Annotated in this window: 16 protein-coding genes and 1 other annotated feature (1 of these 17 running past the window's edge); of the genes, 1 reads left to right on the plus strand and 15 read right to left on the minus strand. The window is 47.3% G+C overall.

Features of this window, described 5'->3' with window-relative positions:
- Window positions 1-2: 2 nt before the first annotated feature.
- The 13 genes from AC1DLI_RS15535 to lspA form a co-directional block, all read right to left on the minus strand.
- Window positions 3-1,076 (minus strand): efflux RND transporter periplasmic adaptor subunit, encoded by a 1,074-nt coding sequence (locus AC1DLI_RS15535; RefSeq protein WP_477604015.1) that lies wholly within the window; start codon window positions 1,074-1,076, stop codon window positions 3-5.
- Window positions 1,042-1,773, minus strand: a complete 732-nt coding sequence (locus AC1DLI_RS15540; protein ID WP_477604017.1) for an ABC transporter ATP-binding protein — start codon at window positions 1,771-1,773, stop codon at window positions 1,042-1,044. The genes AC1DLI_RS15535 and AC1DLI_RS15540 overlap by 35 nt, the downstream gene beginning before the upstream one ends.
- 178 nt (window positions 1,774-1,951) lie before the next feature.
- Window positions 1,952-3,679, minus strand: a complete 1,728-nt coding sequence (locus AC1DLI_RS15545) for a methyl-accepting chemotaxis protein (RefSeq protein ID WP_477604019.1) — start codon at window positions 3,677-3,679, stop codon at window positions 1,952-1,954.
- Between the two features lie 164 nt (window positions 3,680-3,843).
- Window positions 3,844-4,491 carry an orotate phosphoribosyltransferase gene (gene pyrE / locus AC1DLI_RS15550; RefSeq protein WP_477604021.1) on the minus strand — a complete coding sequence of 216 codons (648 nt, stop codon included), beginning with the start codon at window positions 4,489-4,491 and terminating at the stop codon, window positions 3,844-3,846.
- Window positions 4,484-5,221, minus strand: coding sequence for an orotidine-5'-phosphate decarboxylase (pyrF, locus tag AC1DLI_RS15555; RefSeq protein ID WP_477604023.1), 738 nt, complete (start codon window positions 5,219-5,221; stop codon window positions 4,484-4,486). Before pyrF ends, pyrE begins: the two co-directional genes overlap by 8 nt.
- 139 nt (window positions 5,222-5,360) lie before the next feature.
- The gene (gene carB / locus AC1DLI_RS15560) at window positions 5,361-8,585 is read right to left on the minus strand and encodes a carbamoyl-phosphate synthase large subunit (protein WP_477604025.1); all 3,225 of its coding nucleotides are present in this window, start codon (window positions 8,583-8,585) and stop codon (window positions 5,361-5,363) included.
- A complete protein-coding gene (locus tag AC1DLI_RS15565; protein ID WP_477604027.1) occupies window positions 8,572-9,717 on the minus strand; it encodes a carbamoyl phosphate synthase small subunit in 1,146 nt (381 codons plus the stop codon). The genes carB and AC1DLI_RS15565 overlap by 14 nt, the downstream gene beginning before the upstream one ends.
- A 63-nt stretch (window positions 9,718-9,780) precedes the next feature.
- Window positions 9,781-11,067, minus strand: coding sequence for a dihydroorotase (locus tag AC1DLI_RS15570; protein ID WP_477604029.1), 1,287 nt, complete (start codon window positions 11,065-11,067; stop codon window positions 9,781-9,783).
- A 42-nt stretch (window positions 11,068-11,109) separates the two neighbouring features.
- Window positions 11,110-12,009: an aspartate carbamoyltransferase catalytic subunit gene (locus AC1DLI_RS15575; protein ID WP_477604031.1), complete on the minus strand. Its 900-nt coding sequence runs from the start codon at window positions 12,007-12,009 to the stop codon at window positions 11,110-11,112.
- On the minus strand, window positions 12,006-12,581 hold the full coding sequence (pyrR, locus tag AC1DLI_RS15580) for a bifunctional pyr operon transcriptional regulator/uracil phosphoribosyltransferase PyrR (RefSeq protein WP_477604033.1): 576 nt from the start codon (window positions 12,579-12,581) through the stop codon (window positions 12,006-12,008). The genes AC1DLI_RS15575 and pyrR overlap by 4 nt, the downstream gene beginning before the upstream one ends.
- A gap of 337 nt (window positions 12,582-12,918) precedes the next feature.
- Window positions 12,919-14,154, minus strand: coding sequence for an LL-diaminopimelate aminotransferase (locus AC1DLI_RS15585; protein WP_477604035.1), 1,236 nt, complete (start codon window positions 14,152-14,154; stop codon window positions 12,919-12,921).
- Between the two features lie 110 nt (window positions 14,155-14,264).
- Entirely contained in the window at window positions 14,265-15,203 is a 939-nt protein-coding gene (locus tag AC1DLI_RS15590; RefSeq protein ID WP_477604037.1) for an RluA family pseudouridine synthase, read from the minus strand.
- Window positions 15,184-15,705 carry a signal peptidase II gene (gene lspA, locus AC1DLI_RS15595; RefSeq protein WP_477604039.1) on the minus strand — a complete coding sequence of 174 codons (522 nt, stop codon included), beginning with the start codon at window positions 15,703-15,705 and terminating at the stop codon, window positions 15,184-15,186. The genes AC1DLI_RS15590 and lspA overlap by 20 nt, the downstream gene beginning before the upstream one ends.
- A 233-nt stretch (window positions 15,706-15,938) precedes the next feature.
- Between lspA and AC1DLI_RS15600 the strand changes: the two genes are divergently transcribed.
- Window positions 15,939-16,670: a TraR/DksA C4-type zinc finger protein gene (locus tag AC1DLI_RS15600; protein ID WP_477604041.1), complete on the plus strand. Its 732-nt coding sequence runs from the start codon at window positions 15,939-15,941 to the stop codon at window positions 16,668-16,670.
- Here the strand turns inward: AC1DLI_RS15600 and AC1DLI_RS15605 are convergent, their stop codons facing one another.
- Both AC1DLI_RS15605 and ileS read right to left on the minus strand, forming a co-directional pair.
- The gene (locus AC1DLI_RS15605; protein WP_477604043.1) at window positions 16,671-17,009 is read right to left on the minus strand and encodes a DUF5665 domain-containing protein; all 339 of its coding nucleotides are present in this window, start codon (window positions 17,007-17,009) and stop codon (window positions 16,671-16,673) included.
- A 144-nt stretch (window positions 17,010-17,153) separates the two neighbouring features.
- The gene (gene ileS / locus AC1DLI_RS15610; protein WP_477604045.1) at window positions 17,154-20,252 is read right to left on the minus strand and encodes an isoleucine--tRNA ligase; all 3,099 of its coding nucleotides are present in this window, start codon (window positions 20,250-20,252) and stop codon (window positions 17,154-17,156) included.
- A 46-nt stretch (window positions 20,253-20,298) separates the two neighbouring features.
- Window positions 20,299-20,387, minus strand: a binding site (T-box leader) (it continues 210 nt past the right edge of the window).

Genomic DNA, 20,387 nt, shown 5'->3' on the forward strand with positions numbered 1-20,387 from the left:
GGCTATCGACCTACAACTTTCTGCCCCGGCTTCAAACCTTGCAGGATCTCTACCTGCGTCGAGGTTTGTTGACCAACCTCAACGTCAACTTCGCGTTTTCCGTCTGCATCAATAACCTGCACATAGGTGCGGGAGCCGATAGAACGAAGCGTGGAAGGAGGAATAACAATGGCGTTTTCTGTGCGCTTCGTAATAATGTTAATGGACAGCGGCGTACCTCGGTTTAAGTTTTTCGGCAAACCCTTGAGATCAACAATTAAGAAATCCTCAGGTCTCTCCGGCTTCGTTTCTCCAGGCGTTCCACCCGTACCGCCGCCTGTATTCTGATCCTCTGTTTTCACGGGAAGCAGCTTTACCTTACCTTTAAAGGTTCCTACATTGCTTATATTGGCAACAACCTCTAGTCCAACGGCTATTTTTTCCAGCTCTGTTTTGGTTAGCTTAGCGGCAGCCGTTATTTTGCTTGTATCAGCGACAATGGCAATCGGCGCATACGCCTTAATGAGATCGCCCTTCTGTACATTAAGCGTAACGATCGTCCCGCCAAACGGCGCCTTCAAGGTAGCTTTTGCGATTTCCTCTTCCATATCGACAAGCTTTTGCTTGCGCTCTTCAAATGCGATGGACTTTTCCTCAAATTCAATAGGATCCATTTCATCGCGCAGGCGCAGCGTTTCTTTCATTGCAATTTCTTCTTTCTTGAATGAGAGCCTCTCCATACGAAGCGTTTTCACCAAATCATCAACGTCTAGCTCGCCGATAGCCTGACCAGCCTTCACTGTTGCTCCTGCTTTCACGTACAGCTCTTTCAAATGCTTGCCGTCTAATGTGAAAAACATGGTCTCTTCTTCCAAAGAAATCAGCTTGCCAATTACTTGTACTTTTGTTTCTAGTGTTGCAGTCGTCACCTCATATTCCGGTTTTTTGGATATTTGAGGCGGAGCAATCTCAGGCAATACTTCTTCTTCATCTTCCGCGGGAAGCAACGAACACCCGCTTGCGAATAATAGGGAAACGCTCATTACAACAACCATTGAACGTTTAAATAAATTTCCCGTCCACCATTTCATAGACATGGTCGGCAACCTCCAAAATCGTAGGATCATGTGTAGTCATGCAAATTGAAACTTGTTCAGTGCGAATGATATTTTGGAAAACCGCCATAATTTGTGCGGACATGCCGGAATCCAGCTCTGCAGTCGGCTCATCTGCTAACAACAGCATCGGTTTATGAGCAATCGCTTTTGCGATAGCTACACGCTGCTGCTCACCGCCGGAGAGCTCGAAGGGCCGGTGATTCATACGCCGCTCCAGCCCAACCAATTCTAGACACTCGGTAACTCTGCCCTTCCATTCCGCACGAGGAACACCCGCCATGCGAAGGGAAAGCTCTACGTTTTCCCGGGCGGACAAAAGTGGCATAAGAGCGAAGGCTTGGAAGATAAAGCCCATATGCTTACGCCTGACTAATGTACGTTGATCGTCGCTCATACTATGAAAAGGCAAGCCATTAAACAAGATTTCACCATTACTTGGTGTATCAAGCCCTCCCAAGCAATTCAGCAATGTCGTCTTGCCAGAGCCTGATCTACCTCTTAGCATAACTAACTGGCGTTCATTAAGCTCCATTCGAATGCCCTTTAATACATGCAGCGGAGAACCGCCAACTTGAAATGTACGCTCTACGTCAGTAACGGTAAGTAGATTGCGCCTTTCTTCAGCGGGTTCAAGCTGCGCTTCTGTCTTCAGTTCTTCTTCCTGCGGAATGGCCATTAGCGCTTCCGATCCCTCCTTAAACAACTTTCATAATTCTCATCTTACATGATAGACGAAGGACATGCTCAAAAAGTTACGTCAAAAACACACAACTTTTCAAAACATTTTTTAATGAAAAAAAAGCTGATTTCAGCTGATTCTTCCGAATCACGCTGCAGCAGCTTTTACTCCAATTTCATTTCACCTTAAAGTGAGAAATGGCAAGATCCAGGTTACGCACAATCCCATCCAAATGAATTGCCGCGGAAGATATATTGTCCATCAAGGCAAGCTGTTCTTCCGTTGCGGCAGCGACGCTCTCCGTCTTCTCCAGGTTCACAGCTGCCGTAGCGGCTGATTGCTCCATTGAGGCGCTGACCTGCTCAGAGCTGGCGGACATCTGCTGCGTAATCGCGGAGTTTTCATGAATCTGCTCGCTCATTTGAATAATGGAAGCAACGATTGTATCCAGGTTTTGGCGAACCTCTTGGACTCTCTCACTGCCCCGCTCCATTTCCTCTATCGTTTGTGACATGTACGCTGAAGCTCCTGCGATCTCATTGCGCGTTTCATCAACTAGCTGATGAATTCCGTCAGCGGATGCAAGCGAGCCTGCCGCAAGCTTGCGAATTTCTCCGGCAACAACAGCAAAGCCTCTCCCGTGTTCGCCAGCGCGAGCCGCTTCAATGGATGCGTTAAGCGATAATATATTCGTCTGATTAGAAAAACTCGTAATGTTCTCGGCAATCACGCCGATTTCCTTCGATCGATGCTCCAGCGTGCCTATCGTGCTGGAAAGCTTGTTAATGACCGATGCCACTTCGTCCATTTGCTTGACTAAACGCACCAATGCTTCATGGCTAAGATTTGCTTGCTCTGAAGTTGAAGTCGATTTATCTGCAATCGAGGCTGTATTCTCAGCAATACGCTGGATGCCGATCGTCATTTCTTCAATAGCTCTGGAAGTTTCCTCTGCCCTTCTTGCTTGGACCTCTGAGCCATTTGCCACTTCCGTAATATTTCGGGCAACATGCTCGGCAGCGGCGGCCGATTCCTTTGAAGTCATCATGAGCTGAGCAGTCGACTGCGTTACCTCACTCGCATTTCCCGCAATACCGCTAATGAGCTGACTCATCGTTTCGATCATATGATCAACAGAACGCGAAATACTGCCAAGTTCGTCCTTGCTGTACTTGCTATAAGGCAGGACGGTCAAATCTCCTTCTGCCACTCGCTGTGTTTTGAGAACGACGCTTTTTATTGTATTCATGATATGGCGTACAGTAAAAAAGACGGAGACTCCCAAAACGATCGTTATTACAATGATTCCTACTAATAAATTGAACGTCGTGTTATCCAGCTCAGCCTTGATCTGCGTGATGGTCGTATTCGCATACACACCGATATTTTGACCAATTTCATCTATGCCTGACCGACTGGTTTGAAAGGTATTATCGATTTCACTATTTTGAAATTTGCTTGCGCCGTCTCCCACAGCTTTTTCAGCTGCTGCTGTCCAGATATCGAAATTCGTTCTAAATTCAACTAAAATCTGCTCCATACTGCGTTCCGAGTCACCATACGCTAAGTCCTGCAGTCTTCTTTCGATTAAAATAGCTTCGGCTTCGCCTACCCGCTCATCCACCTGCTTGATGTTATCAGACAGCTCCTTCAGCACGGATTCGGCACTTACCTTATCCAGGGTACCTGATTCAACCTTCAAATAAGCTTGATAAGCCTGATACATATCTCGGTCAGCGTTTAAGATTAACGTATCGACTTTATTCGAAGTTTCATAAATTTGTTCCGTCATTTCTTCTAATATGGTGCGCTGCTCACCCAGCATATAAAGTCCAGTAAAAGCATAAAAAGCAATTGGAATAATAGAGAGCATTGCCAATCTAAAACGTAAAGATAATTTCATAAATAATCCCGCCCCTCAATTCATATCGTCTAATGATATTTATCGGCGTTTTGCAGGTAATAAGAAGAGCAATTATTAAAATTATTAAAATTTATTGTCGAATTTCGAACAAAAAAAAGGCGTGCTCTCCCGATAAGAGAGCACGCCTTTTTATGGTCGAAAAACTATTTCCCGAAGGATTGAGGATCCTGTCTCCAAGCCTGCAGAGTTGCTACATCATCAGCTGCAACCTTGCCCAGCTCAACTGCTGACTGAATCAGTGCACTATAGTTAGACAACGTAGCAAGCGGTACTTGTTCAGCCTCAAATGCTTGCTTTGCGCTATCGAATTCATAAGTGAAAATAGCGAGAACCGCCAACACTTCTGCACCTGCTTCTCTAACTGCCAGCGCTGCTTTTATGGAGCTGCCGCCTGTTGAGATTAAATCCTCAATAACAACGACCTTTTGGCCAGGTAGAACTTTGCCTTCGATCTGGTTTTGTTTGCCATGACCTTTGGCTTTATCGCGAATATAGGCCATAGGCAAATTCAGCTTTTGTGCAACCCATGCCGCATGTGGAATGCCCGCAGTCGAAGTTCCCGCTATGACCTCAGCGTCTGGATAGCGTTCACGAATGATTGTAGCAAATCCTTCTGCAATGAGATCACGAATTTCCGGATAAGTCATGGTAAGTCGATTATCGCAATAGATCGGCGACTTGATGCCGGATGTCCAAGTGAAAGGATCATTCGGTTGAAGCGCAACCGCTTCGATTTCTAGCAAGCTTTTGGCAATTTGGTCAGGCAATTCGATCAATGTTACTTTACTCATAGGAAGTCAGCTCCTCAATAATGGATTCTAATGCCGCTCTCGGGCTTGGTGCCGCTGTAATGGGACGGCCGATAACCATATAGTCAGTACCTTGACGCAAAGCCTCACTTGGCGTCATGATCCGCGATTGGTCATTGACCTCGGAGCCCGCAGGACGAATGCCCGGCGTGACCGTTTTGAAGGATGCTCCGCATACCGCTTTAATCGCTTCAACCTCGGAAGGAGATGCGACTACACCGTCCAAGCCAGCTTTTTTTGTCAGTTCTGCATAGCGGATAACAGCAGCTTCTACGGACCCGTTAATCCCAATCTGTTCATTTAGCATAGATTGGCTGGTACTTGTCAAATGTGTTACTGCGATTACCGCGGGCTTACGAAGTCCGCTGCCGGTAAGCGCGATATCTACGCCCTCAAGCGCGGCTTCCAGCATCGCGCTGCCGCCAGCTGCGTGAACGTTGAACATATCGACCCCAAGCTTTGTTACGCTGCCAGCTCCGCCTTTAACCGTATTTGGAATGTCATGCATTTTCACATCAAGAAAAACGTGGTAGCCCCGTTCTTTCAAGCTCTGCACAAATGATGGCCCTGCAGCGTAAAACAGCTGCATCCCAACCTTCATATAACAAGGAATGCCTTGCAGCTCTGTTATTAAGCGCTCAGCTGCAGCTGCATCAGGGTAATCCAGCGCTACCATAATCCGTCCAGCCGCTTGCTCGTTAGTCAACTTCATCCGGGATCACTCCATTTCTTTGCTGATTTGCATAATAAACGGCCATACGTTTGCTTCATGCTAAGCTCCTTCAGAAATGTAACCCTGAGGAACTTAGCGAAGCAATTAACGCTGGCCGTACTTTTAAGCTGCGATGAACTTATTTCTTTTGAAGCAGCACCGGCATTGAGCGCGATGAGAAGTTCAACGTTTCGAGCATCACAAGCAATGCGCGTACCGTATCAAGCGACGTCATACAAACAACGCCATTCTCAACCGCTTCACGACGAATCCGGAATCCGTCACGTTCAGGAGCTTTACCTTTTGTCAGCGTATTAACGACAAACTGTGCTTGCCCTTCGCGTACAAGATCTAGAATGTTCGGCGAGCCTTCGCTTAGCTTATTAACAGTCGTAACGATTAAGCCGGCTTCTTCCAATGCTTTGGCCGTTCCGCCTGTTGCAATGATTTTGTATCCGAGGTTAAAGAAACCGCGAAGCAATTCCGTTGCTTCTTCTTTATCCTTATCCGCAACGGTTGCAATGATGGCACCTGATGTCGGAATTTTCATTCCTGCGCCGATAAGACCTTTATAAAGTGCTTTCGCATACTGAACATCGCGTCCCATTACTTCACCCGTTGATTTCATTTCCGGAGTAAGCGTCGGGTCTACACGGCGCAGCTTCGCGAATGAGAAGACCGGTACTTTGACCGATACGTATTCATCTTCCGGCCACAAGCCTTCTACATAACCGAGGTCAGCAAGCTTCGTACCCAGTATGGCTTTTGTCGCTAGGTTAGCCATTGGAATGTTCGTTACTTTGCTCAAGAATGGAACCGTACGCGACGAACGCGGATTAACTTCGATTACATAAACTTTATCTTGGTGAATGACGAACTGGATATTAACAAGTCCGATTACATTCAGTGCTTTCGTTATGCTGATCGTGATGTCAACGATTTGCTGCTTAATTTCTTCCGAAAGTGATTGTGGCGGGTATACCGCAATCGAGTCGCCGGAGTGAACACCAGCGCGTTCAACATGCTCCATAATTCCTGGAATAATAACGATATCGCCATCGCAAATCGCATCAACTTCTGCTTCTTTGCCCAGCATATAGCGGTCAATCAATACCGGATGCTCTGGGTTGATCTTCACTGCGACTTCCATGTAGCTTAGCAGTTCTTCGTCAGAGTATACGATTTCCATGGCACGACCGCCAAGTACGTAAGACGGACGAACAAGTACCGGATAACCTAGGCCCTGCGCAGTGATAACTGCTTCATCAACCGAGATTACGGTTTTACCATCAGGCTGCGCGATATTCAGGCTGCGAAGCAGAGCTTCGAACTTCTTGCGGTCTTCCGCTGCGTCAATACTCTCAAGGCTAGAGCCTAGAATGCGTACGCCTGCTTTGGAAAGCGGTGCTGCCAGGTTAATCGCTGTTTGACCGCCGAATTGCACGATAACGCCGATTGGATTTTCTTGTTCAATGACATTCATAACATCTTCGAAAAACAGTGGTTCAAAATACAGTCTGTCCGAAGTGCTGAAGTCCGTGGACACCGTTTCCGGGTTGTTGTTAATAATAACGGCTTCATAGCCAGCATTTTGAATGGCCCATACGGCGTGAACCGTTGAATAATCGAACTCAATGCCTTGACCGATCCGAATTGGACCCGAGCCAAGCACGAGAACCTTTTGCTTTTCGGTAACCGTTACTTCATTCTCCACTTCATATGTGGAGTAGTAGTAAGGCGTAGAAGCTTCAAATTCAGCCGCGCAAGTATCTACCATTTTGTATACCGGCTTCAAGTTAAGCTTCACACGTAGTGCGCGTACATCGTCTTCTGTTGTATGGCTGCCGTTAGGGAAACCTTCTTTACGAATCTCTGCGATCGAACGGTCAGAGAAACCTTTGCGTTTAGCTTCATACAGCGTTTGCTCGGTCAACGTTGATTCACTGCGCATACGATCTTCGAAGGCAATGATTTGCTCAATTTTATCAAGGAACCACCAGTCGATGTTTGTAAGATCTTGAATATCTTGAAGCTTGTAACCGCGGCGGAACGCTTCCGCTACAAGGAACATGCGCTCATCATCCGGTTTCTCAAGGCGTGAACGAAGCACCGCGTCTTCTAAAGAGGAAGCTTCCTTCAAGTGAATACGGTGAGCTCCGATTTCCAGCGAGCGGACTGCTTTATGGATCGATTCCTCAAAAGTACGGCCGATTGCCATAACTTCTCCGGTTGCTTTCATTTGCGTACCCAGCTTACGGTTCGCGTTTACGAATTTATCAAAAGGCCAGCGCGGTATTTTCGATACGATATAGTCGAGTGTAGGCTCGAAGCATGCGTATGTTTGGCCCGTAACCGGATTTACTAGCTCATCAAGCGTGTAGCCGATTGCGATTTTTGCTGCCATTTTTGCAATCGGGTAACCTGTCGCTTTGGAAGCAAGCGCTGAAGAACGGCTTACACGTGGGTTTACCTCGATTACATAATATTGATAGCTTTGCGGATCAAGCGCGAACTGTACGTTACAGCCGCCCTCGATGTTTAGAGCGCGAATGATTTTCAAAGATGCGGAACGAAGCATCTGATACTCGCGATCAGACAACGTTTGGCTAGGCGCTACAACGATACTATCGCCTGTATGTACGCCAACCGGGTCAAAGTTTTCCATGTTGCACACAACGATACAGTTATCGTTCGCATCGCGCATAACCTCGTACTCAACTTCCTTCATGCCTGCGATCGATTTCTCGATCAAGCACTGGCTGATCGGGCTGTAGCGAATGCCGGAAGCAACAGTCTCGCGAAGCTCTTCTTCATTCGCACAAATACCGCCGCCTGTTCCGCCGAGCGTATAAGCAGGGCGCACAATGATTGGATATCCGATCGTGTTCGCAAAATTCACGGCATCCTCTACCGTTGTTACGATATCGCTATCAGGTACAGGCTGTTCCAGCTCGCGCATCAGGTCGCGGAACAAATCGCGGTCTTCTGCTTTTTCAATCGCTGTCAGCTGCGTACCGAGCAGCTTCACGTTCTCGCGTTCAAGGACACCAGCGCGTGCCAGTTCAACCGCCATGTTAAGACCCGTTTGTCCGCCAAGTGTTGGAAGAAGTCCATCAGGACGTTCTTGGCGGATAATTTGAGATACGAAATCAAGAGTAATTGGCTCGATGTAAACTTTGTCAGCCATATTCGTATCCGTCATAATTGTTGCAGGGTTACTGTTTATAAGTACAACCTCGTAGCCCTCTTCTTTGAGCGCTTGGCAAGCTTGAGTGCCGGCATAGTCGAATTCCGCCGCTTGTCCGATGACAATTGGACCGGAACCGATCACGAGAATTTTTTTGAGTTCATTATTTTTGGGCATACTGAAGCTCTCCTTTCAACGTCTCCGATATCACAGCTTGACGAGGTTTTTGTGGGTTATTTTTCTTGTGCGTACGGATCATTTGCAGGAACTCATCAAACAAGTAGCTGGAATCGTATGGTCCAGGAGCTGCTTCCGGATGATATTGTACCGAGAAAGCAGGGAATGTATTGTGTTTAAGTCCTTCGATCGTGCGGTCATTGTTATTAATGTGCGTAACAGACAACGGTGTGTTGTTTACCGAATCTTCAAGTACCGTATATCCGTGGTTTTGTGAAGTAATGTAGCAGCGATTAGTTGCTAGCTCTTTAACCGGGTGGTTTCCGCCGCGGTGTCCGAATTTCAACTTTGTTGTTTCAGCGCCGCAAGCAAGGGCGAACAACTGATGCCCTAAACAAATTCCGAAGATTGGATATTCGCCAAGCAGCTCGGAAATCATTTTTACCGCGTAAGGTACGTCCTTCGGATCCCCAGGTCCATTCGACAATTGAATGCCGTCAGGAGCTAAGCGACGAATTTCGTCTGCAGTTGTATTATGAGGTACGACAACCACATCGCAGCCGCGTTTTGTAAGCTCGCGCAAAATACCGCTTTTTGCACCGAAGTCAACAAGAACGATACGCTCGCCTTGACCGGGACTCGAGAAAACGTTAGATGTTGATGTGCGAGCTACTTGATCAGTCATCAGCTTAGAGATGTTCAGACGCTCAGCAAGCTCCTCAACGCGTTCGTTTCCTGTAGTGATAAGACCCTTCATTGTTCCGTAGTTACGAAGTTTACGAGTAAGCATACGTGTATCGATTTCGCTTATGCCTGGAATGCCGTATTCCTTAAGAAGCTGACCAAGCGAATATTGCGCGCGCCAGTTACTTGGCAATTCTTCATGACGACGTACGACGAAGCCGTGAATAAATGGACGGACCGCTTCGAAATCATCGCGCGTGATGCCGTAGTTCCCAATTAGCGGATAAGTCATCGTTACGATTTGACCGCAGTAGGACGGATCGGAGAGAACCTCTTGGTAACCCGTAATTCCTGTATTAAATACAACCTCGCCCATCATTTGCGCTTCTGCACCAAACGAAAGGCCCGTAAACAACGTACCGTCTTCCAACAATAATCTTGCTTGCATCCGTATCACTCCTCAGGTGTTGATTGTTCCCCATATATTAGCTTAAGTAGTAGTTAAATGTTGTTATTCCGACCAAACGACAGCGCCGTCAACGATGGTAACCACTGGCCAGCCGCTAAGCTTCCAGCCGCCAAAAGGCGTATTATTGCTTTTTGAAGCGAAGGTGCTTGGATCTACCGAACGCTCACTGTTCAAATCCACGATTGTCACGTCAGCAGGCGCTCCTTGCTCCAAACGACCCGTTGGCAGACGGAAAACTCGGGCAGGATCTGCAGTCATACGCTGCAAGAGGAAGCCAAGCGTCCATTTGCCCGTTTGTACGAACTTGGTATACAAAAGCGGGAATGCCGTTTCGAAACCAACGATGCCAAAAGGTGCAAGCTGAACGCCGCGCGCCTTTTCTTCCGCGCTATGCGGCGCATGGTCCGTTACAACCATATCAATCGTACCGTCCTCGATCGCTTCAATGACCGCTTGAACATCGCGCGGTGTGCGTAGAGGCGGATTCATTTTCCAATTCGCATCATCAAGACCCGGAATATCCTCGTCAGACAACAGAAGGTGATGCGGGCAAACCTCAGCAGTTACTCGCACTCCGATTTGCTTCGCCAGGCGAATAAGCCGTACCGATTGCTCTGTGCTAACATGGCATACATGGTAATGAACGCCAGTCGCTTCCGCTAACAAAACATCTCTTCCGACATGAATCGCTTCGGATTCATTCGGAATCCCTTTCAAGCCGTGCTTTCTTGAAAACTCGCCTTCCGATGCCCATGCGCCTTCAACCAAGGTATCATCCTCGCAGTGTGCGATAATCGGCATATCCATTGATTTTGCTAAAGCCATGGCGTTTTTCATCATTTGAGCGTTTTGGACACCTACTCCGTCATCCGTAAAGCCAATTGCGCCTGCTTCCTTAAGCGAAGCGAAATCCGTCAGCTCGCGGCCCAGTTCATTTTTGGTGATCGATGCATAAGGCAGCACCTTCACAACGCCAACCTGCTCTGCTTTGTTCGTGATGTAGCGAACGGTTTCAGCCGTGTCCGTTACTGGACGAGTGTTCGGCATGCATGCGATCGTTGTAAAGCCGCCCTTTGCAGCAGAACGCGTGCCAGTCGCGATATCTTCTTTATATTCAAAACCAGGATCACGCAGATGGACATGCATATCGATAAAGCCAGCTGATACTAGCTTGCCCTGCGCATCGATAACTTCTGCGCTGCCAGTATCAGGCGTTTGCGCGCCGTCAATAATAGCTTCGATTTTCCCATTTTCGATGCGGATATGTTTACTTTCCAGGTTCCCGGAAGTTTCGTTCCATACGTTACCGTTAATAATCCATAATGACATATTGTTTCACCCTCCGGATTCGTTTGGTCTATGTTGCTGTTGTTAGCTAAGTGCGCGTTCTACGACTGCCATGCGAATCGGTACCCCATTTTCCATTTGCGGGAAAATTCGTGATTGCGGATGTTCCACCAGTTCATCGTCAATTTCTACGTTGCGGTTGATCGGTGCCGGATGCATGATAATCGCATGATTTGCAAGCTTGCTTGCTCTTTCAACCGTTAATCCGTAATGCTCGCGGTAACTTTCGGCCGAGCTCAGCATGCCGCTCTCATGACGCTCAAGCTGTACTCGAAGCATCATGACCACATCTGATTTTATAGCTTCATCTATGGTGACATAAGAAACATCCAGGTCGGTGGCTTGCATATTCGGCGGTGAGCAAAAGTTCACTTTCACTCCGAATTTTTGCAGCGCCCATAGGTTTGATCTTGCAACACGGCTGTGCAGCACGTCGCCGACAATCGTCACGGTCAAACCTTTAAGTTGTCCAAAATGCTTCCTCATCGTATACATATCAAGCAGTGCCTGCGTAGGATGCTCATTATTGCCATCACCAGCGTTGATTAATGGAACTTTGATCTTCGTCGCCAGCTCTGCAAGAACGCCAATCGGCTTCAAGCGGATAATGCCCACGTCGATCCCCATCGATTCAAGCGTGCGAACCGTATCGTAAATGGATTCGCCCTTCTGTACGCTTGATACTGCGGCCGAGAAGTTCAACACTTCTGTTCCAAGGCGCTTCTCCGCAACCTCGAACGAAAAGCGTGTACGCGTGCTGTTCTCAAAAAACATATTGGCAGCAAATTTGCCTTGCATCGTATTGTGAACCTTAGTTGAATGATTTTCCCAATAAGCAGCTCGATCAAGAATCGATTCAATCTCATCTTTGCTTAGATCTTTTAATCCGAGCAAACTCCGTTGTTTAAGCTGAGTCATCGTCATCCGGCTTGCCCCCTCTGGTTAATGATGGTGACCTGATCAATTTGGTCGATTTCAGTCAATGCCACTTCGATTTGCTCCTGCTTAGAGGTCGGCACGTTCTTTCCGACAAAATCAGGTCGAATCGGCAGCTCCCGGTGTCCCCTGTCAACAAGCACCGCCAATTGGATGCTTTGCGGGCGTCCGCAGTCCATAAGCGCATCCATTGCCGCTCGAATCGTACGTCCGGTATACAACACATCATCGAACAAAATGATTCGTTTGTCTTGAACATTGAAGGGCACGCCGTCCGTATCGCCGATTGCGGCCGCAACCTCTACATCCGCAGAGATGGCCACCTTCCGATCATCACGGTATTGCGTAATGTCAAGTTCGCTTACAAGCACCGGTTTGCCTTCGATTTCACCGATACGTTCCGCGATCCGACGCGCCAAGTAGATTCCCCGGGTTCGAATGCCTACGATTACGCAATTGTCGATCCCCTTGTTCTTCTCTACAATTTCGTGAGCAATTCGCGTCAATGCGCGGCGAATCGCCGTTTCATCCATGATGACTAAATGCTCTTCTTCCGTCATTTCCGCTGACTCCTTCCATTATCGCCCAAATGCCAGGTTGCGACAAAAAGCTCCTTGCAAAAATCGCAAGGAGCTTGTGATAAGTCATGAAGAGATAGGGTACAGGCCGTCGCAGCTCTCGTCACAGAAAGCTGCAAATTAGGCTGTCCTATTCTTCTCTTCTATAGACTTGTTATTCACGCTACCTTGCCAGCCTCTCGGGACTGAGTTAAAGGTACTGCTGTATATCATAGAAATTATCCCACGTTCGACATTAGATGTCAAGTAAAAACGAATTTTTCCGCTTGTACTTATTGTGGACCAATCCCGATGAGCTATACGAGGATAGCGTTGGTTACTATAGGCTTAGCTTACGAATTCTTTCAACTGCTTTTTCTGTATTTTCGCGGCTGCCGAATGCAGTAAGGCGGAAATAACCTTGCCCGCTTTGTCCGAAGCCTACGCCTGGCGTACCTACGATATTAGCTTCGGTAAGAAGCTTATCAAAGAATGACCAAGAATCCATGCCGTTAGGTGTTTTCAGCCAAATGTAAGGAGCGTTTACGCCGCCGAACACTTCTAAGCCCAAAGATGCCAAACCATCGCGAATGATCGCTGCATTGGTCATGTAATAATCAACCAAGGACTTGATTTGCTCTTTGCCTTCCGCTGAGTAAATGGCAGCGGCACCGCGCTGCGTGACGTAAGAAACACCATTAAACTTAGTCGTGTGACGGCGATTCCACAAATCGTTGATCAACACTTCATTTCCTGAAGCGTCGAGACCTTTAAGCTCACGAGGAACGACAGTGTATGCGCAGCGTACGCCTGTAAAACCGGCTGTTTTGGAGAAACTGCGGAATTCAATGGCTACTTCACGAGCGCCTTCGATTTCATAAATGCTGTGCGGAACATCCTCTTCTTGGATAAATGCCTCGTAAGCAGAATCATAAAGAATGATGCAGTTGTTTGCTTTCGCATAATCAACCCATACTTTAAGCTCTACTTTCGTCAGCGTCATCCCTGTCGGGTTGTTCGGATAACACAAGTAAATGATATCAACCTTACGGTCAGGCAAGCTTGGTTTGAAGTCATTTTCAGCTGTGCACTCCAAGTAGGCAATATTCTCATAACGTTTCGTCTCTTGGTTGTATTTACCTGAGCGTCCCGCCATTACATTAGTATCTACATATACAGGGTAAACAGGATCTTGAACAGCTACGATACTGTTTTCGCTAAAAATTTCTTGGATGTTGCCGACGTCGCATTTCGAACCATCGCTTACGAACACTTCGTTCGAAGCAATGTCGATACCGCGAGCTTTATAGTCATTTTCGATAATCGCATTAATAAGGAAATCGTAACCTTGCTCCGGACCGTAACCACGGAATGATCCCGGTACAGCCAGCTCGTCTACCGCGCTGTGCATTGCATTCAGAACAGCGTCAGGCAAGCCGCGAGTTACATCGCCAATTCCAAGGCTGATAATTTCGGCATTTGGATTTTCTYGAATAAATTTCGTGCGGCGTTTTGCAATTTCAGAAAACAAGTAGCTTCCTTGCAGCTCCAAGTAATTTTGATTAATGGATGTCATTTCTTGTCACCTATCCTTATTTTTCATTTACATATTCACTAGAATAACGTACTTCTCAGCTCTAAATAATGAATAAAGTGGTGAAAAGTTTGCACTTTTGCACGTTTGGCTTATCTGGACCGCAAACTGCTTAGCACATATTCAAAGTCCGCAGGCAAAGGCTGCTCGAATTCCAGTCTTTCACCGCTCCGCGGATGCGTAAAGCCTAAAAGCATGGCATGAAGAGCTTGTCCCTTCAAAGCAACGGTTTTATTGCGTCCATAGACCGGATCACCGGCAAGGGGATGGCCAATGTATTTCATATGCACGCGGATTTGATGCGTACGCCCTGTTTCAAGCTGAAGCTCAACTATCGTGTAGTCTCCCAAGCGTTCCAGCACATGAAAATGTGTGACGGCATGTCTGCTATTGTGATCGGTTACCGTAAACAGCTTCCGGTCGTTCAGGTCACGGCCGATTGGCGCGTCGATCGTTCCTTGATCATGGGGCACATTGCCATGAACAAGTGCGATGTATTTGCGAGTCACGGTATGCTCCTTCAATTGCTCGGCAAGCGAGATATGCGCAAGATCATTTTTTGCCGCCATCAATAATCCGGTTGTATCCTTATCGATACGGTGCACAATACCCGGTCGAATCATCCCGTTGATGCCAGACAAATCCTTGCAATGATACATGAGGGCATTTACAAGCGTTCCTGAAGAATGACCGGGTGCAGGGTGTACGACCATGCCGCGTTTTTTATTAATGACAATTAAATCCGAATCTTCGTATATGACCTCAAGCGGGATGTTTTCAGGAATGATTGCCGCTTCCTCTGGCTCAGGTATTTGAAGCACGACATGATTACCCTCGACGATCTTAAGGTTTGCTTTTGCCGCTTTGCCATCCACCTGAACGGCTCCTGCTTTGATCCATTCCTGTACCTGTGTTCTTGATACCGCCTGGTCATCTATTTGGTCTGTTACAAATTTATCTAAGCGCTCGCCGGATTGCTCCGCCTCTGCTGTCCATTCCAACAATTCTTCATTATACAGGTTGCTGCTCATGTTTGTTTTGATCCTTGTCCTCTCCATTTTGCGAACGTTTCTTATCATCCTTTGCAGATAATAAGGTGTCTATAAGAATTAATGCTACACCACAGACGATTGCCGAATCCGCCACGTTAAAAATCGGGAACTCATAGCTGCCGAAATTAAATTGCAGGAAATCAACAACCTCGCCGTAACGAGCCCGATCCAGAAAATTTCCGATCGCACCGCCAAGTACAAGTCCAAGCCCGACTAAAAGCCATGGCTTCGCCGATTTGCGTACCGCCTGTATGTACCAAATGATGCCTGCAACAATAAAGATGGTGATGATAATGAAAAAAACTCGTTGCTCTTGCAAAATACCAAATGCTGCACCACGGTTCCGATGCGATGTAATGAGAAAAAAATTACCGATAACGCTTATTTGCTCCATGATTTCCATTTTGGATTCAATCAATCTCTTTGTTACAAAATCAAGGATAAAAACCAAAACCGCTACCCAGTAATAATAAAAACGCATCTTATCACTCCTATTTTTTTGTGAAGCAACGTTTCGCTGACACTTATGCGTCGCGCCAACCCAGCAAACTGCACGAGCCATTTCGTGATTGCCAGTCAATTGTAGCATACCGAGTCAAATGAGAGCCAGCATCAAGCAATCGTTCTTCCATTGAAGCCCATACTGAAAATCTGTTTTTCAGCGAAAGCTAATACAGCAATTATGTTATGTTCCCTGCTAAGGAGGGTGCTCAAATGACAATCCCGACAAACGCGCACTTCAATCTGCTGCAAAGCAGATTATTAGACGAAAAGCGCGACATCGAAAATCGGTTAGCTGAAAACGATCATTACGGTTTATCCCATTCGCTCCGCGATGATACCGGTGAACTTACTTCCATCGACAATCATCCAGGCGACACTGCAACCGAGCTATACGAACGCGAGAAGGATGTTGCCCTGCTTGAGCAGGAAGATCTCCATCTCGTACGAATTGATGCAGCACTGCAAGCAATGGCTAACGGGACGTATGGCATTTGCGCGATCTGCGCTGAGCCTATTCCAATCGAGCGTCTGGATGCTGTTCCAGATACGCTGCATTGCATTGAACATGCGCCAAGGCAGCATTTGTCTCTGCGCAGGCCTGTTGAAGAATTAGTGCTTGATCCTCCCTTTGGCCGGACAAGCATGGATGAGCAGGACTCCTATAACGGCTTTGACGGTGAGGATGCTTGGCAAATCGTCGAGCAGTTTGGTAATGCGGACTCGCCGGCAATGTCCGAAAATCGGGATGTGGCAGATTATGATCATGTAGGCATTGATGCTTATGAGAATGACGGCTTTGTCGAGCCGCTCGAGAGCTTTCTCGCCACCGACATTACAGGCCGTCACGTCTCTGTCATCCGCAATCGGGAATATATGCATTATATGGATACAGGTGAAGGCGATCACGGACTTGAAACCGAAAATCCAGACGAAAATAAGTAATTAATAGGTTTTGCCTTCGAGCTGTATTTGAACAATTCGAACGATGTCCGCAATATAATCGCCGATTATCGGAAGGTTTAAAGYGCCTAGAATCCGAAGGACATATAGAATCGTCGCAGCAAAAAAGGTAAAGCCTATCGCAATTCCAACGCCTCTTGCCGTTCCTGCAAGCAGATTTTTCCAAATAAGCGTTCTTGGCCTGTTTAGCAAATTGACATATTCCGCAATTTGCGTGTGCTCCAAATCAGCGGCAATTTTTTGCAGTCGCTTATCTAGAGAGCTAAGCGAGGTTTGCAGTTCTTTTGGAATTTTCGACTCTTCCGGGCTATTCGTATTCATGCGAGGCATCCCCTTTGACAAACAATAAAACGAGGCCAGGCCTTCCGGCCATTGCATGCTTCGCGACCTTGCGGTCGCTTGCTGCAGCAGCCGGTAGGCGACGGCCTCGTTTTTTTGCGTGTAATTATCCTCTATACTATATCCTTAACCCCGGATGAAAATCCCTATTTCTTTATCGCCAAGCGTAACTTTTTCCATTTCCGGCAATGCTTCATAAGCTACGTTCTGAACGAGTACGTTATCTTGAAGCACTTGTTCAAATGCATTAAGCGCGGCTCTAAGCTCGCTATCAACATCAAGAACAAGCTCAATCCTTTTTTCAATCGGCAAGTCAAGCTTCTTACGCGTATCCTGTACGGCGCGAATAACTTCACGTACCCAGCCTTCTTGTTCCAGTTCAGCTGTGATATCGGTATTCAACGCGACGGTCACGCCGTTTCCTGAAGCAGAAGCAAAGCCTGATTTCGCCTGCTTCTCGACCAGCAGCTCATCAACAGCAATCGATATCTGTTCCCCGTCTGGGCTCGTAAAGTCTAAGTTTCCGCCATTTACGATGCTGCGGGTTTGATCAGCGTTCAAGCCTTTAAGCTGTGCTTGAATCGGGCCAACGTATTTACCGTATTTTTTGCCGGCAACCTTCAGATTCAGCTTGAGCGTAAAATCAACGAAGCCGCTGTCTGAATTTTGAACCGTTATCGCTTTTACGTTAATTTCGTCCTTTACGATATCCTCGTAATCCGCCACGTTAAAATCTCGATCCAGCGAAACGATAAGCTCCGATAAAGGCTGACGTGTCTTAATGCCTGTTTCGTTCCGAACATTGCGGGCTAGCTCTACGATTTGCTTCGCGCTTTCCATATCCCGCTCAAGAGTCTCGTCAATTGCAGCTACATCCGCTTTCGGATAATCAGCCAGATGCACGCTTCCCGAACCGCCAAGGTTGCCGTATACCTCCTCTGCCAATAAAGGCGCATAAGGAGCAATCAGGCGCGATAATGTCAGCAGCACGCTGCGTAAGGTTTGGTAGGCAGCTAATTTATCAGCCGTCAGGCCGCTTCCCCAGAAACGGTCACGCGAGCGGCGGATGTACCAGTTACTCAGCTCATCAACGAAGATTTCGATGGATTTTGCCGGGTTAAGGAAATCATTTACTTCAAGCCCTTTATTCACAGTATTGATTAAGCTGTTCAAGCATGAAATAATCCAGCGATCCAGCTTGTTATCAGACTTCGTTTCCTCATGCTGTGTATAGTCGAAACCATCGATTGATGCATACAAAGCAAAAAATGCATGCGTATTTACGATCGTATCGATCACCTTCGACTTCGCTTCGCCAACAATTCCGCGTGAGAAACGTTTGCTGTTCCAAGGCGCGCTATCAGCCAGCAAAGCCCAGCGGAACGCATCTGTCCCGTACTCGTTAATGATCTCCCAAGGATCGATAACATTCCCTTTTGACTTCGACATCTTCTGGCCGTTTTCATCTAAAATATGTCCTGTCGAGATGACTGCTTTATACGGCGCTTTGCCGTTATAGAGCGTGGATACTGCCAGCAAGCTGTAGAACCAGCCGCGCGTCTGGTCGATACCTTCGCAGATGATGTCTGCTGGGTATTGCTCAGCGAATTGCTGCTCATTCTCGAACGGATGATGATGCTGAGCAAAAGGCATGGAGCCGCTGTCGAACCATACATCGATTACTTCAGGAGTGCGCGTCATTTCAGCACCTTCCGCAAACGGCGACTTTAGCTTAATACCGTCAACATACGGCTTGTGTAGCTCGATATCCTCTGGCACATCGCCGATTGCCATCGCGCGCAAATCAGCGATGCTGCTAGGCGAGTACTCTTTGCCTGTCACATCACAGACCCAAACGTTCAGCGGCGTACCCCAGTAGCGGTTACGGCTGATGTTCCAGTCCACCAAATCCTCCAAAAACTTGCCGAAACGACCTTCGCGAATATGACCCGGGTACCAATCTACGCTGTTGTTGTTAGCGATCAGTTGATCCTTAACGGCAGTAGTTTTGATAAACCAGCTCTCCATTGCGTAATAAATCAATGGCGTTTTGCAGCGCCAGCAGAACGGATAGCTGTGCTCGTAACGCTCTTTCGAATACAGCAGCCCGCGTTCGCTTAGATTTTTGACGATATCGATATCAAGCTCGCTGTCTTTGACAAAACGGCCAGCGAAGTCCGTTACTTCCGCAACATAGCGGCCTGCTAAATCAACGACGCTGAGCATGCTAATTCCATTTTCACGGGATACTCGGTAATCGTCCTCTCCGTGTGCAGGCGCGATGTGTACAATACCTGTTCCGCTCGTATCGCTGACGAAATCGCCAGCAATGACGATATGCCCCTTCTCGATTGCCACATAATTAAATGGCGGCTCATAGGGAAGACCGACAAGCTCAGCACCTTTCACAACGGATAAAACTTCATATCCATCCTTTAGTACGCTTTCTGCTAAATTTTGAGCAACGATATAGACTTCGCCGTTTTTGGAGGCACGGATGTAGTCGAGCTCTGGATTAACGGCTAACGCAACGTTAGCCGGCAGCGTCCAGGGCGTCGTTGTCCAGGCAAGGATGAATTCTCCGGAAGCGGTAAGCTTAAACTTAGCAGTCGCGCTTAAATCCTTGACATCCTCGTAGCCCTGTGCAACTTCATGCGAACTAAGTGTGGTTTGGCAGTCCGGACAATAAGGACTAACCCGATGTCCGCGGTACAGTAAGCCCTTCCCGTGAATCGTCGATAAAATATGCCAAACACTTTCGATATATTCATTTTTGAGCGTGATGTAGGGATTGTCTAAATCCGTCCAATAAGCGATTGCTTCCGTAAGCTCGCGCCACTGCTTCTCATATTCAAACACACTGTCTTTGCATTTTTTCACGAATTTCTCTACGCCGTAATCTTCGATTTCTTGTTTACCGGAAATACCGAGCTGCTTCTCCACACCCAGTTCTACTGGTAGGCCATGCGTATCCCAACCTGCTTTACGGATGACGCGGTAACCAGCCATTGTCTTGTAGCGGCAAATAAAATCCTTGATTACGCGGCCAAGCACATGACCGATATGCGGTGCACCATTCGCGGTTGGGGGCCCTTCATAAAACACAAAATTCGGCTTACCTTCCCGGTTTGATATCGATTTTTTAAACGTATCATCTGTCTTCCATTGCTCCAGCACACGCATTTCGCGGCTGCGGGCACGTTCCTTTACATCTACGCGTTGCATCTTTCCAGCCTCCTGTTTTAAACAAAAATAAAGCCTCATCCCTATGAGAAGGGACGAGGCTTAGTCGCGTTACCACCCTTGTTCCGCGCATGCTCCTAAAAACTAGAAAGCAAGCAATATGAAGAAAACAGCTCA

The organism is Paenibacillus sp. 01T443 (assembly GCF_056398325.1).

What these genes read in the sequence shown, in the direction of transcription:
- AC1DLI_RS15535 (WP_477604015.1), bottom strand. Translation starts at nt 1,076, where the DNA reads ATGTCTATGAAATGGTGGACGGGAAATTTATTTAAACGTTCAATGGTT.
- AC1DLI_RS15540 (WP_477604017.1), bottom strand. Translation starts at nt 1,773, where the DNA reads ATGGCCATTCCGCAGGAAGAAGAACTGAAGACAGAAGCGCAGCTTGAA.
- AC1DLI_RS15545 (WP_477604019.1), bottom strand. Translation starts at nt 3,679, where the DNA reads ATGAAATTATCTTTACGTTTTAGATTGGCAATGCTCTCTATTATTCCA.
- pyrE (WP_477604021.1), bottom strand. Translation starts at nt 4,491, where the DNA reads ATGAGTAAAGTAACATTGATCGAATTGCCTGACCAAATTGCCAAAAGC.
- pyrF (WP_477604023.1), bottom strand. Translation starts at nt 5,221, where the DNA reads ATGAAGTTGACTAACGAGCAAGCGGCTGGACGGATTATGGTAGCGCTG.
- carB (WP_477604025.1), bottom strand. Translation starts at nt 8,585, where the DNA reads ATGCCCAAAAATAATGAACTCAAAAAAATTCTCGTGATCGGTTCCGGT.
- AC1DLI_RS15565 (WP_477604027.1), bottom strand. Translation starts at nt 9,717, where the DNA reads ATGCAAGCAAGATTATTGTTGGAAGACGGTACGTTGTTTACGGGCCTT.
- AC1DLI_RS15570 (WP_477604029.1), bottom strand. Translation starts at nt 11,067, where the DNA reads ATGTCATTATGGATTATTAACGGTAACGTATGGAACGAAACTTCCGGG.
- AC1DLI_RS15575 (WP_477604031.1), bottom strand. Translation starts at nt 12,009, where the DNA reads ATGACGATGACTCAGCTTAAACAACGGAGTTTGCTCGGATTAAAAGAT.
- pyrR (WP_477604033.1), bottom strand. Translation starts at nt 12,581, where the DNA reads ATGACGGAAGAAGAGCATTTAGTCATCATGGATGAAACGGCGATTCGC.
- AC1DLI_RS15590 (WP_477604037.1), bottom strand. Translation starts at nt 15,203, where the DNA reads ATGAGCAGCAACCTGTATAATGAAGAATTGTTGGAATGGACAGCAGAG.
- lspA (WP_477604039.1), bottom strand. Translation starts at nt 15,705, where the DNA reads ATGCGTTTTTATTATTACTGGGTAGCGGTTTTGGTTTTTATCCTTGAT.
- AC1DLI_RS15600 (WP_477604041.1), top strand. Translation starts at nt 15,939, where the DNA reads ATGACAATCCCGACAAACGCGCACTTCAATCTGCTGCAAAGCAGATTA.
- ileS (WP_477604045.1), bottom strand. Translation starts at nt 20,252, where the DNA reads ATGCAACGCGTAGATGTAAAGGAACGTGCCCGCAGCCGCGAAATGCGT.